At 38.7% G+C, this 16,453-nt stretch carries 15 protein-coding genes, 1 pseudogene and 1 riboswitch; of the genes and pseudogenes, 4 read left to right on the forward strand and 12 right to left on the reverse strand.

The window, feature by feature from the left end; genetic code table 11:
* Positions 1 to 4 precede the first annotated feature (4 nt).
* Positions 5 to 250: a type B 50S ribosomal protein L31 gene (locus N178_RS24130; protein ID WP_045295370.1), complete on the reverse strand. Its 246-nt coding sequence runs from the start codon at positions 248 to 250 to the stop codon at positions 5 to 7.
* 152 nt (positions 251 to 402) lie between these two features.
* On the opposite strand from N178_RS24130, the gene N178_RS24135 reads away from it, so the two are divergent.
* Both N178_RS24135 and N178_RS24140 read left to right on the forward strand, forming a co-directional pair.
* Positions 403 to 1,737: a cytochrome ubiquinol oxidase subunit I gene (locus tag N178_RS24135; protein WP_045295372.1), complete on the forward strand. Its 1,335-nt coding sequence runs from the start codon at positions 403 to 405 to the stop codon at positions 1,735 to 1,737.
* Between the two features lie 15 nt (positions 1,738 to 1,752).
* A complete protein-coding gene (locus N178_RS24140; protein ID WP_045295374.1) occupies positions 1,753 to 2,790 on the forward strand; it encodes a cytochrome d ubiquinol oxidase subunit II in 1,038 nt (345 codons plus the stop codon).
* Between the two features lie 30 nt (positions 2,791 to 2,820).
* Here N178_RS24140 and N178_RS24145 read toward each other — a convergent pair.
* From N178_RS24145 to N178_RS24155, 3 genes and pseudogenes are all read right to left on the reverse strand, one after another.
* A pseudogene (locus N178_RS24145) lies at positions 2,821 to 3,280 on the reverse strand (flavodoxin).
* Between the two features lie 15 nt (positions 3,281 to 3,295).
* Positions 3,296 to 4,051: a hypothetical protein gene (locus N178_RS24150; protein WP_237758599.1), complete on the reverse strand. Its 756-nt coding sequence runs from the start codon at positions 4,049 to 4,051 to the stop codon at positions 3,296 to 3,298.
* 54 nt (positions 4,052 to 4,105) lie between these two features.
* On the reverse strand, positions 4,106 to 4,387 hold the full coding sequence (locus N178_RS24155; RefSeq protein WP_028411863.1) for a DUF2325 domain-containing protein: 282 nt from the start codon (positions 4,385 to 4,387) through the stop codon (positions 4,106 to 4,108).
* A 207-nt stretch (positions 4,388 to 4,594) separates the two neighbouring features.
* On the opposite strand from N178_RS24155, the gene N178_RS26455 reads away from it, so the two are divergent.
* Positions 4,595 to 4,753 (forward strand): DUF1540 domain-containing protein, encoded by a 159-nt coding sequence (locus N178_RS26455; RefSeq protein WP_013059558.1) that lies wholly within the window; start codon positions 4,595 to 4,597, stop codon positions 4,751 to 4,753.
* Positions 4,754 to 4,819: 66 nt separating this feature from the next.
* The gene (locus N178_RS24160) at positions 4,820 to 5,023 is read left to right on the forward strand and encodes a hypothetical protein (RefSeq protein ID WP_013059559.1); all 204 of its coding nucleotides are present in this window, start codon (positions 4,820 to 4,822) and stop codon (positions 5,021 to 5,023) included.
* Positions 5,024 to 5,052: 29 nt separating this feature from the next.
* On the opposite strand, the gene N178_RS24165 is transcribed toward N178_RS24160, so the two are convergent.
* The 8 genes from N178_RS24165 to N178_RS24200 form a co-directional block, all read right to left on the reverse strand.
* Complete coding sequence (locus N178_RS24165) at positions 5,053 to 6,096, reverse strand: ribonucleotide-diphosphate reductase subunit beta (protein ID WP_013059560.1); 1,044 nt, start codon at positions 6,094 to 6,096, stop codon at positions 5,053 to 5,055.
* Positions 6,097 to 6,112: 16 nt separating this feature from the next.
* Complete coding sequence (locus N178_RS24170; protein WP_045295376.1) at positions 6,113 to 8,356, reverse strand: ribonucleoside-diphosphate reductase subunit alpha; 2,244 nt, start codon at positions 8,354 to 8,356, stop codon at positions 6,113 to 6,115.
* 133 nt (positions 8,357 to 8,489) lie between these two features.
* Positions 8,490 to 8,675, reverse strand: a riboswitch (cobalamin riboswitch).
* Between the two features lie 277 nt (positions 8,676 to 8,952).
* Complete coding sequence (gene menC, locus N178_RS24175) at positions 8,953 to 10,056, reverse strand: o-succinylbenzoate synthase (RefSeq protein ID WP_045295378.1); 1,104 nt, start codon at positions 10,054 to 10,056, stop codon at positions 8,953 to 8,955.
* A gap of 3 nt (positions 10,057 to 10,059) precedes the next feature.
* Positions 10,060 to 11,523, reverse strand: a complete 1,464-nt coding sequence (locus N178_RS24180) for an o-succinylbenzoate--CoA ligase (RefSeq protein ID WP_045295379.1) — start codon at positions 11,521 to 11,523, stop codon at positions 10,060 to 10,062.
* Positions 11,524 to 11,605: 82 nt separating this feature from the next.
* Positions 11,606 to 12,424, reverse strand: a complete 819-nt coding sequence (gene menB / locus N178_RS24185) for a 1,4-dihydroxy-2-naphthoyl-CoA synthase (RefSeq protein WP_013085280.1) — start codon at positions 12,422 to 12,424, stop codon at positions 11,606 to 11,608.
* 16 nt (positions 12,425 to 12,440) lie between these two features.
* Positions 12,441 to 13,250: a 2-succinyl-6-hydroxy-2,4-cyclohexadiene-1-carboxylate synthase gene (gene menH / locus N178_RS24190; protein WP_045295382.1), complete on the reverse strand. Its 810-nt coding sequence runs from the start codon at positions 13,248 to 13,250 to the stop codon at positions 12,441 to 12,443.
* Positions 13,251 to 13,253: 3 nt separating this feature from the next.
* On the reverse strand, positions 13,254 to 15,008 hold the full coding sequence (gene menD / locus N178_RS24195; protein WP_045295384.1) for a 2-succinyl-5-enolpyruvyl-6-hydroxy-3-cyclohexene-1-carboxylic-acid synthase: 1,755 nt from the start codon (positions 15,006 to 15,008) through the stop codon (positions 13,254 to 13,256).
* On the reverse strand, positions 14,995 to 16,416 hold the full coding sequence (locus N178_RS24200) for an isochorismate synthase (protein ID WP_045295385.1): 1,422 nt from the start codon (positions 16,414 to 16,416) through the stop codon (positions 14,995 to 14,997). The genes menD and N178_RS24200 overlap by 14 nt, the downstream gene beginning before the upstream one ends.
* Positions 16,417 to 16,453: the final 37 nt, after the last annotated feature.

Here is a 16,453-nt window from a genome sequence, read left to right on the forward strand (position 1 = left end):
TTTTTTATTGCAATTTANATTTTTGCTTAAAGCGTTCTACACGGCCGCCTTTATCAGCAAATTTTTGTTTTCCTGTATAAAAGGGATGTGTATCCGAACTGATTTCAACTTTTAAAAGCGGATACGTGTTGCCATCTTCCCACTGAACGGTCTCATTTGATTGTTTTGTAGATCCTGATAAAAATGATGTTCCGCTATTTGTATCCATAAATACAACTTTACGATAGTCTGGATGAATATTTGTTTTCATTAAATATCTCTCCTTTAAAACAATATACATTTATTATAATCGTAATGATTACTATTTTCAAGTGATATGTTTTACCAGTTCTGATGCATAAAGCGTGGTAAAAAGTGGACAATAAGGTTTATCAATACTTTACTGGAAAGGTTGAAAAATGAATGGATCATTTAGTTACTGCACGTTCAATGTTTGGTCTGAACATGGGAGTACATATCATTTTTGCCACTCTTGGCGTCGGCATTCCTCTCATGATTTTATTGGCTGAAATTCTTTACTACAAAACAAAAGATAAAGATTATGAACTTATGGCACAGCGCTGGACAAAAGGAGCTGCTGTCCTGCTTGGAGTCGCTATTCCTACGGGAACGATTGCTGGTGTACAATTAGCGTTGCTTTGGCCAGGCTTTATGGAAATCGTAGGAAAAGTGATGGCTCTTCCCTTTCAAATTGAAATTTATGCTTTCTTTATTGAGGCTCTTTTTCTCTCCATTTATGTATACGCAGCGGACCGTATTTCTCGAAAGATGCGGATTATTAGTCTGGTTCTAGTAGCAATAGGCGCCCTTGCCTCTGCCGTTTTAATTACAAACGTGCACGCATTTGAAGGAACACCTGCTGGATTTCGGATTTTAAATGGCGAAATTGTAAGCGTAGATCCTTGGGCAGCTTTCTTTAATCCGAGTTTCTTTGTAACGTCCGGTCACGTAGCTGTTTCTGCCTATACAACCGGAGGCTTTGTCATTGCTTCAGTAGCTGCCTTTAAAATGCTTCGTGCGAGAAAACATAATCCAAGAGAATATAAATTTCATCATAAAGCTTTGATGATGGGATTAGTAATCGGCGGGATTTTTTCTTTTGTAACGGCTTTGAATGGACATGAATCCATGCAAAAAGTATACGAATATCAACCTGAAAAACTCGCAGCTGCTGAGGGTCTATTTGAAACGCAAGATCATGCTCCATTAGCTTTAGGCGGATTTACAGATGAAAAAGAACAGCGAGTCAAGTATGGAATTGAGTTTCCGTGGATGCTCAGCTTCTTGTCGGGTAATAGCTTTAATACAGTGATTACTGGACTCAATGACTTCCCTAGAGATTATTGGCCGCCGCTTTTTGTGCATACCTTGTTTAACGGTATGGTCATTATCGGATCGATTTTAATTTTAGTGGCGCTAGTGGGCGTTGTTTGGTACAAGTTTTTAAAGAAGAAAAGCTTCCCTAAAGTTTTCATGTGGGCATTTGTCGCAACGGGCCCTCTCGCGATCATGGGCATTGAATTCGGATGGATTTTCGCATGTACAGGCAGACAACCCTGGGTCATTTACCGCATCATGCGTACATCAGAAGCAGTTACCACTTCTGCTAATTTGCATATTTTATTTTTTTTATTTTTGCTTGTTTATATCGTACTCGTGGCCGCAGTCGCCCTTGTACTGGTGTTTTATTTTAGACGAAATCCGCTTTCTAAAGAGCTTGCTGCGCAAGCAGATTAAAAAGGATGTGAGAATATGGCTGATTCATTACTAGCAATCACTGTAATATGGGGCTTCATTTTTATCTATGCCGTAATGGGAACGATGGACTTTGGAGCTGGCTTTTGGTCGATGGTATATATTAATCGTACGAAAACGAACGCTACAGATGTAGCAAACAGATATCTATCGCCTACTTGGGAAGTAACCAATGTATTTATTGTGGCGATTGTTGTTGCGCTGTTTAGTTTTTTTCCTCGAGCTACATTTACGCTTGGAACAGTGTTACTAATACCCGGAAGTATCATTTTACTTCTCTTATCTATTCGAAGCGGGTTTTTAGTGTTTTCACACTATGCTAGCAGCTTCAAATATCGGAGAGCATTGGTTTATATATCCGGTATATCCGGCGTGTTAATTCCTGCTTTTTTAATCGCCGTACTGCCCGTAAGTCAAGGTGGGTTTATTGATATAATTGACGGAACGCAGCGATTAAATTTAGCAAAAGTATTTTCAAGTCCGCACGTCTATTCATTTATCGGTTTTGCCATTACCTCTTCGCTGTTTTTATCGTCTCTGTTATTAGCAGATTACTCGAAGTCATCTGACGAAATGGAAGCTTATGCGGTCTATCGGCGTGATGCGCTCATTACGGGGCCTCTTTCCCTGCTAATGGCTATCTTTATTATGATTACAATGCAATCAGAAGCAAGCTGGTTATATGATAAAATGATGCAGTTTAAGCCCCTTCTTTACGGATCTGTAGGCCTATTTGTAATAGCTGGTATTGCTCTGCTGCTGCCTTCTCAAAAAGGAAAAGGCATGCCTCGTTTAGCCGTGGTATCTATTATCCTTCAATATTTCTTAGCAAGTTACGTATACGGACGAAGCCACTTACCTTATGTGGTCTATCCAAACGTAACGATTGAGAATGGATTTACACATCCCGATGCGTTTCGTTCGTTATTTATTGTGTATATTGTTGGCTTTGCTATTTTATTTCCTGGATTCTTTTATTTCTGGCGTCTATTCATGAAAGATAATAAAGAATACAGCAAAAAGAAGCCATATTAAAAAACCCGGTCAGCACTTGACCGGGTTTTCTTATGAAGCAGCAGATTTTGCCACTACTTCAGCAAAGTCTTTAGCAAATACCTTACATTTTTCTACATCTTCTCCAAAGGGAGAGAGCTCGATTTTCAAACCGGGAACGGCTATATTTCCGTTGCGTCCCTTTATTTTTTCTTCAATTAAATCAACTGCGCCGCAAAAAACATCATATGATGAATCACCTGAACCAAATACAGCCATCTGCTTTTGACTGAGATCTATATCATCCATTTCATCATAAAGATACTAAAAAATCATCTGGCAGCTCTCCATCTCCCCACGTATAAGCTCCAAAGATAATAGATTCTGCGGATACAAGGTCAGAAGCATCAATGTCATATACCTCTGCTCGTTTCACATGCAATCCATGCTTGACTAATTCTTCTTCGATCAAATCGGCTATTGCTTCTGTGTTGCCTGACATACTCGCATAAGCTAGTAAGATTTCCTTCATATAAATGACGCTCCTTTACACCAGCAGTGTTGGCCGCACATCCCCTTCTTCATCACATTCTTGCTTAAGAGAACAATTTTCACACTCACTGGATGCATAATTCTTTTGAAAATGTTTTGGTTCCATTAACACACTTTTGACAATATGTAGTTGAAGTACGGCTTTTTCATAATCGTCTGGTGCAATATGATAAGTTGTTGTTTCTCCGGTTAATAATGAATAAAAACGAATTTGTTCAGGAACCTTTTTAAAAGCTTGTTTCGAAAAAACAATAATAAAGTCTTTCATTGCGTTCTTCACTTCTTCATGGTCATCTAGAATGAATTTTGTTACCGTATAAGACTTGTCTGTCCATGCAGCAAAATCAATGGTTAGAGAAAGGTTGCTTTGAATTTCTTCTACATAAACGCTGTATTTCTCAAACACAAAAAGAGGTAGCTCCACATGTGTTTTCTCGCCTAAAAACCTCAGTAAATAATCACTTACTTTAGCTAACACATCGTAATAGTGAATGGGTGATGAAAACATATTTGGCTTTAGGCGCCAATATTTTTCAATAAGCTGTAAAACATAGAGGTTTGAGCGATACTCAACTGGCTTGCTATAGTATGTTTTAATGATTTGATGGACAGTTACTTGAACATGCTGTTTCCAATCTATAGATGTCTTTTTCAAAAGAAGCTGCTGCTGATAAAATTTGTACGGACATCGAATAAATTGTTCGATGTGGTTATTGGAAAGTGTCTTTATATGCACTTTCATCGGTTCCATCTATGTCTCACCACCCTAATTGAAATTCATTCTCAATAATGATTAAAAATTAAATCATGAAATTTGCTCAATCACTTTACGAATAGCACTCCATGAATGTTTGACGAAATAAATTGGTTTTTGCTGTTTTTTTGCTTTCTCTTTAATGACTTTTGCCATATTGTGATTAATAAAATCCGTAATAACTAATACAAACCCAATATGTTCAGGAATTTCTCGCTTCACCATATTGCTTTTACGGCCATCTAAATGAATTACTTCATTAAACCCTTCTCCCGCTAGACGATCTGTAATATGCTTTAACCTGTCTCCTCCTACAACCATTACTGATGACATGTTTGTTCCCTCCCAATTAATTATTCATTTAATGATTTGACAACAACCTGTATTCTTTACTATATACACAGTTTAATTGAGAATGATTCTCTTTGTCAATGTTTAATTGATAAAAATTCTCAATTAAAATGAAAGTCTACCACCTTTCTTATAAGTTAGCTGAATTTTGACCATACTATAGCTATCACATACAAAGGAGGGTTAACGTTGGAACAAAACATTCTTTGTGAAGTAAATAACTGTCACTTTTGGAAAAATGGAAATCACTGCAGTGCAGAAGAAATTTACGTAGTAAGTCATAGCGGAAAACATGCAGCAAGCAGCTATGAAACAGACTGTAAAACGTTCAAGCCAACTGAAGCGTAACCCGCAAAAGGACAGCCTCTGGGTTGTCTTTTTTCTCTCTTCAAGATCATAAAAAAGGAGACTAATATGAAGACTGAACAACTGATTCATTTTTTTAAAGAAGAAGCCATAAAGGCAAATGAACAAACCTTTCCAATCTATGTACAATCGTTTACTCATTTATGGACATACAAATGGGGAACACTTGAAAATATTCCAGAAGAAATTGATGACTTAATTACTACACGTGCGTTAGAACTTGGACTTATTCACTTAAAAAAAGCTGACTAATCAATAAGGAAATTAGTCAGCTTTTGTGTTTATAGATCATCAAATCCATTTGCATCTGATGCTTTTGTATATTGTCGTGATTTCTGTTCAAAGAAATCCGTTTTCCCTAAATCTACCTCTTGATAAGCAATAATCCAACGAAGAGGATTTTCAATCGGTGCTTCTGGGAAAGCAGCTCGACCGAAGCCTAACTGATTACAGCGTTTGTTAGCCATATATTCAATGTACTGCTGCAGTTCTTTCATCGTAATGCCATCGAATTTTTCTCCAATAACAGATTCCGCCCATTCAATTTCAAGACGGGCCGCCTCTTGGAACGTTTCAACTACAAACGTTTCTAGCTCCTCCGTACGATAAGCTGGATTTTCATTTAGTACTTCCTTGAAAATCTTTTCAAATAATCCAACATGAAGCTGTTCATCACGATTGATATAGTTAATCATCGTAGATGTCGCCACCATCTTTTGATTTCTCGCAAGATTATAGAAGAACGCAAATCCGCTATAGAAGAAAAGACCTTCTAAAATAACATCATATACCATAGACTTCAAAAAGTTTTCAACCGTTGCTTCTTCGCTAAATGCTTTATATCCGTTTGTAATAAAGTCATTTCGTGCCCGAAGCTTTTCGTCTGTACGCCAGTATTCAAATACTTCATCTTGTTTCCCTTTTGGTACAAGACTTGATAAAACATATGAATACGAATGATTATGAACCACTTCTTGCTGCGCTAAAATAATCATTAGAGCATTAATCGAAGAATCGGTTACATAGTCAGCTACTTTGCTAGCATAATCTGATTGAATACTGTCCAGCAGCGCCAGCAGGCCAATAATTTTCAAAAAGCTCTCTTGTTCGTCAGCGGTTAACTGAGGGAACTGCTTAATATCTTGACCCATATTAATTTCAAACGGCGTCCAGAAATTAGCTAGCATACGCTTGTATTTAGGGAACGCCCATGAAAATCGGACGTCATCCCAGTTTAGAATATTGGAGCTCTTGCCGTTGATGATTCCTGTCGAACGGTTCGGAGCTGTTTCGTTCATTAATTCTCGTTTTAACATGCTTGTCATCAATTATTCACTCCTTTTAACTATGACAGCTTTCACATTCTTCAATGACTTCACTTGATGTTGAACGTACGTAATAGGTCGTTTTTAATTTTTCTTTCCATGCCGTCATATGAAGATCCAGTAACTCTTTTGCTCGGATATCGTTTTGTACATATAAATTGAATGAAATAGATTGATCAATATGGCGCTGGCGCTTTGCGTTTTGCTTAATGCTCCAGTGCTGATCAATTAAATAAACGGACTTATAATACCAGTTTGTTGCTGGCGATAAATCTGGTGCCGTCACTGGGATTTTATAATTTTTCTTTTCCTCTGAATAAAACTTACGGAAAATCGGATCAATACTTGCCGTAGAACCCGCGATAATAGATGTTGATGAATTAGGTGCTACAGCCATTAAGTATCCATTTCTTATCCCATTGCTTTGAACTTCGTTACGCAGTTCATTCCACGCTTCGCTTGTGTATTCACGTGTTTCAAAATAAGCGCCTGACTCAAAATCTGAGCCTTTAAATAATGGATATGCGCCTTTTTCTTTAGCTAAGTTCATACTTGCCTGCACGGTTAAGTAAGAAATTTGTTCATACAATTCATCGCAGTATGCTACCGCTTCATCTGTCTCCCATGCTATTTTCTTCAAGGCAAGCAGATGGTTCCAGCCAAATGTGCCAAGCCCCACTGCGCGGTACTTTTGATTCGTTAGCTTTGCTTGAAGTACTGGCAAATCATTTAGCTCAATAACATTATCAAGCATGCGTACTTGAATTGGAATTAAACGTTCAAGCACATCTTCAGTTACGGCTCTCGCTAAGTTAATAGAAGAAAGATTACATACGACAAAATCGCCCGGATTCTTTGTAATAATAATTTTTCCGTCTTCCGTAATTTCCTCCGTTACGACCGTTGTACTTTGATTTTGCGTGATTTCTGTACATAAGTTACTGCAGTAAATCATACCCGCGTGGCGGTTTTGATTAGCTCGGTTAACCGTATCACGATAGAACATATAAGGAGTTCCGGTTTCAAGCTGCGAAAGCATAATGCGCTTGAAGATTTCAATAGCAGGCACTGTTTCTCTTGAAAGCTGTTCATTGTTTACACACTCAGCGTAATGAGTGCGGAACGAACCGCTGCCTTCTTCTTCATCATAAAAATCTTCTAACGAGTAGCCCATCAGCGTACGAACTTCGTGAGGATCGAATAAGTGCCAGTCTTCACGTGCTTCTACTTTTTCCATAAACAAATCTGGCAGACATACGCCAGTGAATAAATCATGCGTGCGCTGGCGTTCGTCACCATTGTTCAGACGCGCGTCTAAAAATGAAAAGATATCTTTATGCCATACGTCTAAATATACGGCAATAGCTCCTTGTCGCTGACCTAGCTGATCGACACTTACAGCCGTATTATTTAGCTGTTTCATCCATGGAATTGTTCCTGATGATACGCCTTTAAAACCTTTTATATCACTTCCTCGGCTTCTAATATGACCGAGGTAGACACCAATTCCGCCTCCATTTTTACTAAGCGTGGCCAAATCTGTATTGCTATCATAAATACCGCGTAAGCTGTCATCAATCGTGTCAATAAAGCAGCTAGACAGCTGTCCGTAGCTTTTTCCTGCGTTTGAAAGCGTTGGAGTGGCAACCGTCATATATAGACTAGAAAGCGCCCAGTACGCTTCTTTTACTAATGCTGTTCGATTTTCTTTCTTTTCTTGAGACATCAGTGTCATAGCAATGATAAGAAAACGTTCTTGCGGTAGTTCGTATACGCGCTTATCATGTGATGTCGCTAAATAGCGATCTGCTAATGTCAACAATCCAATATATGTAAATAAACGATCGCGTTCAGGAATAATGACTGAAGCAATTTCATTAATTTCTTCTTCTGTATATGTTTTTAATAGTTGTTTATTATAAATGCCGATTTTTGTTAGTTCTTGAATAAGCTGATAAAACGAACCGTACTTCTCTTTTTTATCATAACCTCGGCTGTCTGCTGCTTTTCGATATAGTTCGTTTAAATAGACGTCTGCTGCCACGTACGTCCAATCTGGTTCTTCCATTGAAATACGCTCTAGGGCTGCCAAAATTAGTACGTTTGCAACCTTTTCGTCCGTCATATTTTCCTTTACTGTAACAGTTTGAATAACCTTTTCCTCATACAAAGAAAAATCAAGCTGCGTAAATTCTTTTTTTAGACGTTCAATATATGCAGTTAATTCATGTAGAATTGTAGGCTTTAATGTATTCACCATAAATATGGCTCCTCTCTTCACTTCAAAATAAAAAATCGCTCACCGTACCTCGGTGAGCGAATAGAACGAAGATAGAAGAAGACACTAAGTCTTTTCTCAATCCTCGCTCTACCCTCTCACCTCCCGAAGAAGATAAAACGACATAAAAAAGGCAGGTCTCCTGACTTATGCTTCTTTTTACTTTAAGGCCTTCCCATGATGTTTACTCACAGTGGATCTCCTTATTTCATCAGCATTCACAGTTGCGGGGACAGCTTTGGATTTTCACCAAATTCCCTTTTAAGTCTTTTTATCAGACACCTTTTTCACTGGAAAACACAAAATATAGTATTTTATTATTGTTCAACAAACAACATATTGTGTTATGTTATAAACACATTATATAGGACAACTTAGAAAACTATCAACCTATTTTCAAAAATAATTTTGTTTTTTACGATAAAACCCTTCGACTTTTTTCATCAAACTATTCCATCATAACATGTTTTGACACGCTTGATGGAACAATGTGCTCTTTTTAAAAAATTTGTCCTATTTTTCTACTAAACATTGACAACATCAATAAAAAAACCGTTTTTCATAAAAAACGGTTTTTTTTATTTGTATTCTTTTTCAAATGCTGTGATTGTTTTGATAAACTTTTTATCAATATCGTACCCGATCCCCGGTTTTTCCTTCACCTTTATTACTCCGGCTTCTACCTCTACTTCAGGCTTAATAATATCTTTTTCCCAATAGCGAGACGACGCGGAAATGTCACCTGGTATCGTGAAAGAAGGCAGTGTGGCAAGGGCAATGTTATGAGCTCGTGAAATCCCGGCTTCTAACATCCCTCCCACCCAAAGCCTTACACCGTGCTGGGCGCATAAATCATGAATCTGCTTTGCTACGGACATTCCGCCAACTCGACCGATTTTCACATTGATAATTTTGCAGCTTTTTTGTTCGATTGCATGACGTGCATCTTCATAGCTCACAATACTTTCATCTAAACAAATCGGCGTCTGCATTTGCTTTTGTAATAATCGATGATCAAGGATATCATCAGAACTTAACGGTTGTTCGATCATCATTAAATTCAATTTATCTAGTTTTTTCAATGAATCACTATCGCTTAACGTATAGGCTGAATTGGCATCAGCCATAAGAGGAATGCTTGGAAATTCATCTCGAATTTGTTTCAGTAGCTCATAGTCAGCACCCGGCTTGATTTTTACTTTAAAACGCTTATAGCCATCTTTCATGTAAGTCCTTATTTGTTCTTTCATTATAGAAATATCATTTAAGCCAACTACCACTCCAGCTTCTACAGCAGGCCTTACTCCGCCAATCACTTCAGCTAAGGGCTTATTTTGCCGCTTTGCATACAAATCCCATACAGCACAGTCCAAAGCTGCTTTAGCCATGTTGTTCCGCTTCAAAGGTTTGAATAACTTTTGAACATCTTCTGGTTTTTGAAGATGCTGATGAAGAAGCGAAGGAATTAAAAAATCGTCTAACATATGAAAACATGTCTGAATCGTTTCTTCCGTATACCAAGGAGATGAAAACGCAACGACTTCTCCCCACCCTGTAAATCCCTTTTCATCTTCTACTTCAAGCAAAATCAATTCTCGATCCTGGACCGTACCATAGCTTGTTGAAAAAGGAGAAAGAAGCTTCATGTCAATTTTATAGAGATGGACTTTTTTTATAATCATCGATTAACTCCCTTTCTGTATGAACGATGATAGCTTTCGGCGTATGATTTTATTAGAAGCCGTTCGGGGCAGCTCCTCTACTCGAACGAAATACTTTGGAAGTTTGTACTTTGCTAAAAATTGTTGAATGTGTAAAGATAACTCTTCATCTGAAACGTCTTCGTTTACAACAATACATGCAGCTGGAACTTGTCCCCATTTTTCATCAGCTACTCCCGTTACACCGGCCTCTTTAACAGCGGGATGCTTCAACAAAACATTTTCAATTTCAGCTGGATATACATTTTCTCCACCTGAAATAATGAGGTCCGAACGTCTGTCTAATACATATAGAAAGCCTTCTTCATCCACTTTCCCGATATCTCCTGTATAGAACCAACCTTGTTGAAGGGCTTTTTTAGTAGCTTCAGGTTTATTTAAATATCCTTTTGTAACATTTGGACCTTTAACAATGATCTCTCCTGCTTCACGTGTTTCATTTCCATTCTCATCTACAATTTTCATTGCACACGGAAATAATGGTTTACCTGCTGATCCAAGCTTTCGCAAACTGTCTTCAGGTGAAAGCGTAACGAACTGTGAAGATGTCTCTGTCATTCCATACGTTTGATAAACAGGAATCTCTTTAGTCACACAAGCCTCTAAAATAGTAAGCGGTGCGGGTCCCCCTCCTAAAAGCATACAGCGAAATGTATTTGGATATTTCCGCTCAGCTAATTCATCCAGCATATTGGACAGCATGGAAGTGACAACCGAAATAATTGTTACTCCTTTGTTTTCAATTGCTTCATTCACCGCTCTTGCTTCAAATCGTTCTTCTAAAATGATTTTCATTCCGTAAAAGACGCTCCGCATTAAAATAGATAAGCCACTAATATGAAACAAAGGCACCGCTATAAGCCAGCAGTCTTTTTCATTTAATCCTAAATTAAGCGCTGATCCAACGGAGCTCCACCAGTGATTTCCATATGTCTGCAGCACTCCTTTTGGATTACCTGTTGTTCCAGACGTATACATAATAGTGAACGTCTCCTCGAGATTCCACGTTTTTTGAAAATACGTTTCTGTTTCTGGAGAACTTTCTAAGGCAGATAAAGAAAGCTGAGTAATGGAACTTTGAAATTCTCTCATCAAAAATGCTTCATCCATAATAAGCAACGACACGTTTGCATCTGTTAGCTGATAATTGATTTCTGCGTTTGTCAAACGCGTATTGACGAGCAGCACCCGAGCGCCAATATAAGAAACCGCATGTAAAATCTCAATAAACTCCACGCTGTTTTTCATGCATAAAGCAATGGCATCACCTTGCTTTACACCGTTAAACGAAAGCTGCTGCGCTACTTTTTGAACACGCTTATGAAGCTCTTGAAAAGTAAGCGACGTTTGCGGTGTTTCTACCGCCACTCGATTTGGTGTCAAATATGCTCTTTGCATAAGCCCATTAGGAATCGTTTGGCTACTCATAAATTTCTCTCCTTTTTATACTGATTAACTAAATCAAATTGAAAAAACAGCCTGATGATAATCACCAAGCTGTTTCAGCTGCTTAAGGGAAACGTGGGAACTGTTGGAAGTCTGGATTGCGTTTTTCCTTAAATGCATCGCGACCTTCTTTTGCCTCGTCCGTTGTGTAATAAAGAAGCGTTGCGTCACCCGCAAATTGCTGGATACCAGCTAAGCCGTCCGTATCAGCATTAAATGCTGCTTTTAAGAAACGAAGAGCCGTCGGACTTTTTTCTAGCATCTCTTCACACCATTGAATTGTTTCAGCTTCAAGCTGCTCTAGTGGAACCACTGTGTTTACTAATCCCATGTCTAGTGCTTCTTGAGCGTTATACTGACGGCATAAGAACCAGATCTCACGCGCTTTCTTATGACCTACGATGCGAGCTAAGTAACCAGAGCCGTATCCTGCATCGAAGCTTCCAACTTTAGGACCTGTTTGTCCAAAGACTGCGTTATCCGCTGCAATTGTTAAGTCACATACAACGTGAAGAACGTGACCTCCACCAATTGCATAGCCTGATACCATCGCAACAACCGGCTTTGGAATTACGCGAATTAAACGCTGTAAATCTAGAACATTTAGACGTGGAATTTCGTCTTCTCCTACATAGCCGCCGTGGCCACGAACTCTTTGGTCTCCGCCTGAACAAAATGCTTTGTCTCCAGCACCTGCTAATACAATTACTCCAACGCTTGCATCGTCACGAGCATAAGCAAATGCATCGATTAATTCCATTACTGTTTTTGGACGGAATGCATTGTGCACTTCCGGACGGTTAATCGTAATTTTAGCGATTCCATTATATGTTTCGTATAAAATGTCTTCATACTGACGTACTGATGTCCATTCAACTGTCATCTTTATTTCCTCCTAATTATGTAGTAGCTAAGAACTCACTTACTATTCTACCAAAAATCTCGGGTTGTTCCACGTGAATTGCATGGCCTGTCCCTAAAATAATTTTAGAAGTAGCATTTGGTATTAATGTTTGCATTTCTTTGGAAATTAAACAAAACTTTTGATCTACTTCTCCTGTAATAAGCAAAACCGGCATCAACAGATCGTCCAGCTTCTCCCAAAGGGACGGCTGAACTCCTGTTCCCATTCCTTTCAAACTGTTGGAAAGGCCGATTTCTGTATGTGAAAGTCTTTCTTTACGCACCGCTTCTTGAACATGGCTAGGCAATTGCTTTTGAGAACTAAAAAGAGGGATTCCCTCCCAAAAGTTCACAAATTCTTCAATCCCATTTTTCATAATGCGGCTCGCCAGCTGTTCATCTTTTTCTTTTCTTAGCTTTTGTTCTTCTCGCGTTTTTAAACCAGGCGATGCGCTTTCTAATACCAACTTTTTCACAAGGTGTGGATATCGCTGAGCAAATGAAAGAGCAAGCCTTCCTCCCATCGAATATCCAATTACATTCACCTGTGATAGAGATAGCTGTTGAAGTAGCTCATGCAGTGCTTCAACAACTGCTTCCATTGAGTATGGTTTGATTTCTTTCGGAGCTGCTGATTGACCATGGCCAATAATATCAACAGCAATTACTTGATAGTCTTTAACAAATTTCTTTATAAAGGTACGCCATGTTTGAGAAGAACCTGTAAAGCCGTGAAGCAGAAGCAGCGGCTCTCCTTTTCCCTCGGTGTGCACATAGTAAGATACACCATTTAATTGATACATCATTGCCTATTCCTCACCGTTTGACAAATTTATTTCCTCGGAAACAAGTTTCCACAAACTGCGATGAGTCTCTACATTTTCTGTACGAGTTGTACGAATCTCTACAACATGTAACCCGCCTTTTGTGAAAGCATGGTTCATTGCATGTCGAAATTCTTCCCAGCTGCTTGCTGAAGAAAATGTGCCATCATACAGACGAGTGGCATGCTCAAAATTTAATCCAGTTGGCGTACCAAATAAAAATTCAAAGTGCTTTTCTTGTTTCGACTGCGGTAAAAATGAAAAAATTCCTCCGCCGTCATTATTAACTAGCACAACGGTTAAATTTAAATTATGCATTTTAGCTGCCAGCAGACCATTTAAATCGTGATAAAACGATAGGTCACCAATAAATAAAACGGTGTGGTCGTAAGCAGTGCTTACGCCTAGAGCAGACGAAACCACACCATCAATTCCATTTGCTCCTCGGTTTACAAAGAGTGGAATATCTTTTTCCGTATTTAAGAAGAAAGAATCAATATCTCGAACAGGCATTGAATTTCCCGCAAACAAAGCCGTGCCTTCAGGTACTACATCAACAATTTCTTGAACCACTTGTCCTTCGAACCACTCCTGGCCAGAAGTTAATGTTTTCAGAGCCTGTGCGGCTTGATTATTAATCTTTTTCCACAGCCTCAGCCATGAAGTAGACTCCTCTTGATTCGCTGAAAGGCGCTTGATCAGTTCTTCACAAAATAATGTTTCATCAGCTTCAATCATGACTGTTGAACGTAAAGTAGGATCTCTCCAGCCTTTACCTTGGTCAACTACAAACATTTCTTTCGGCTCGTGTGCTTTTAAAAATTGCAATAAAGGTTTCGATACCGGCATCGCGCCAAAACGAATGACAACTTCCGGGTGAAAACGCTCATCAACCTTATTACTTTTTAAAAATGTATCATAGGTCTCTATTACATTTTCTTTTGAATGCTTGCCGCTTCTTAATTGTGATAACGGATCTGCGAGCACGGGAAAACTTAAAGCGTCAGCTAAACGGCATACGCTGTCTACTGCTTTTAAAGACATTTGATCTCCGCATATAATAAGTCCTTTTGTTGTTCCCTCTAAGCGCTTCACAATTTCTTCGAATCCTTTTTCAGATAGAGATGCTTCTCCATGAATAGCAGCCACATATGATTTACCGCGTTTCCCCTGACTCCATAAATCTTCAATAGACAAATCTGGTACAATCGGTTCACGTAAAGGTACGTTAATGTGTACAGGACCGCTCGGTATAGCTTGAGCTGTATGAACAGCCCTTGAAGCTACTGTTCGAATATAACGATTCATATCTGCACTTTCTTCTGGTAAAGCTGTATCTACAAACCACTTCGCATATTGACCGAAAAGATGATTCTGATTAATGGCCTGCGGGGCACCTATATCCCTTAACTCATGCGGCCGATCCGCTGTGATAACTACTAAAGGAATGCGTGAGTAGTGAGCTTCAATTACTGCAGGATAATAATTCGCTGCAGCTGTTCCAGATGTACATACAAGCGCCACTGGTTTTTTCTTTGCTTTTGCTATTCCTAGAGCAAAAAAGCCGGCAGAACGTTCATCAATGTTTAAGTGCACATGAATATCAGGGTGCTCAGCCATAAGCATCGCAATAGGCGTTGAACGTGACCCTGGACTGACCACTACTTCTTCAACATTTGCTTCTACTAATTCATCCACGAATGACGCAATATACGTTGTTAATGATTTAATGTGTTCCACGCATAATCCCTCCTAAAGCTGAAAGCATCGGGTTGAATTTAATTCTTGTTTCTTCATATTCACTTTCAGGCGTAGAATCTGCTACAATTCCACAGCCCGCAAATAAAACGGCTTCTTTTTGCTGAATAACAGCGGAGCGGATTCCTACTATAAATTCACCGTTTCCGTTGATATCCATCCATCCTAAAGGAGCTGCATACCACCCTCGGTCAAAGGATTCTAGCTTTCGAATAATAGGCAATGCCTCCTGTTGAGGATATCCTCCTAGCGCTGGTGTTGGATGGAGCTTTTGAATAAATGAAAATAGCGTCACATCTTCCTTTATACGCCCTTTAACAGGTGTATACAAATGTTGAATATGCTTTGTTTTATATAAACTTGGCTTACTTGGAATTTCTACTTCATAACAATAAGAATTCATCGCTTCTTTAATCATATGAACAACAACATCGTGCTCAATTAAGTTCTTAGGATCTTGAAGCAATTCCTCACCTAGTTCGTGATCCTCCTGCCTTGTCTTTCCTCTTGGAATCGAACCTGCTAAACAAGTGGAAAACACATAATCCCCTTGTTTTTGCACTAGTCTTTCTGGGGAAGCGCCGATAAAATGCTGATTCTCTCCCTCTAAAATATATGTGTAGCTAGTTGGCTGTTCCTTTAACAGACGCTGAAGCACGTATTCAGTAGAAATATCTTCATTAAATTTTACTTTTAATTGGCGAGCAAGAACCACTTTCTCTATAGCCTGTTGCTTAATTAAAGTAGTAGCTCTTTCAACATTTCCTTTAAATTTCTCTACCCCAATTTCCTCTTTTTCCAACAGCAAAGGTGAAATATGAGATTCCCCGTCGTACTCTTCACAACGAACAAGTTTTTGGACCTCTTCAAAATAATTGATGTGCTCTTTTACAGAATCTTGTCCTTTAACCATCATATTAACGGTAAGATATCCTTCTTTGTCTACCTGAGTATATAACACAGTTGGAATCATAAATTTTGAACTCGGGAAATCACTCCAATAGTTTTCTCGATACTGATTTGGGTCAAATGAAAATCCTCCAAATAAAAGAGGACCTGTCCCATCCGGGAAAATTTGGTTGTTTTTATAAAAGTCTTCTTTTATAAAGCGCTTCCATTCATTTTCAATGTGGAAATAACGTTCTTTTGCCGCATTGGTGCAAATAGTATGCGCATATCCTAATCCAACAAATGTATAATAACTGTTGGGATCTTTCCAAAAAAAGCGTTCTTTATAAAACTGGTCATGTCCGTTCGCATAAAAAATAAGGGGGTCAATAGGTCTTACTTTTTTCACTAAACTGACCAATTTTGGCTGATTTTCATTTTTTGCACACTCAATCGCATCTTTAATGTATTCTTGTACTAACTGTTCGGTCGTTGCAATCACACTACGTCCCCCCGTTCATCTTTTTTTTCTTAAGTCT

This window comes from Priestia aryabhattai B8W22 (assembly GCF_000956595.1).
Lineage (GTDB): Bacteria > Bacillota > Bacilli > Bacillales > Bacillaceae_H > Priestia > Priestia aryabhattai.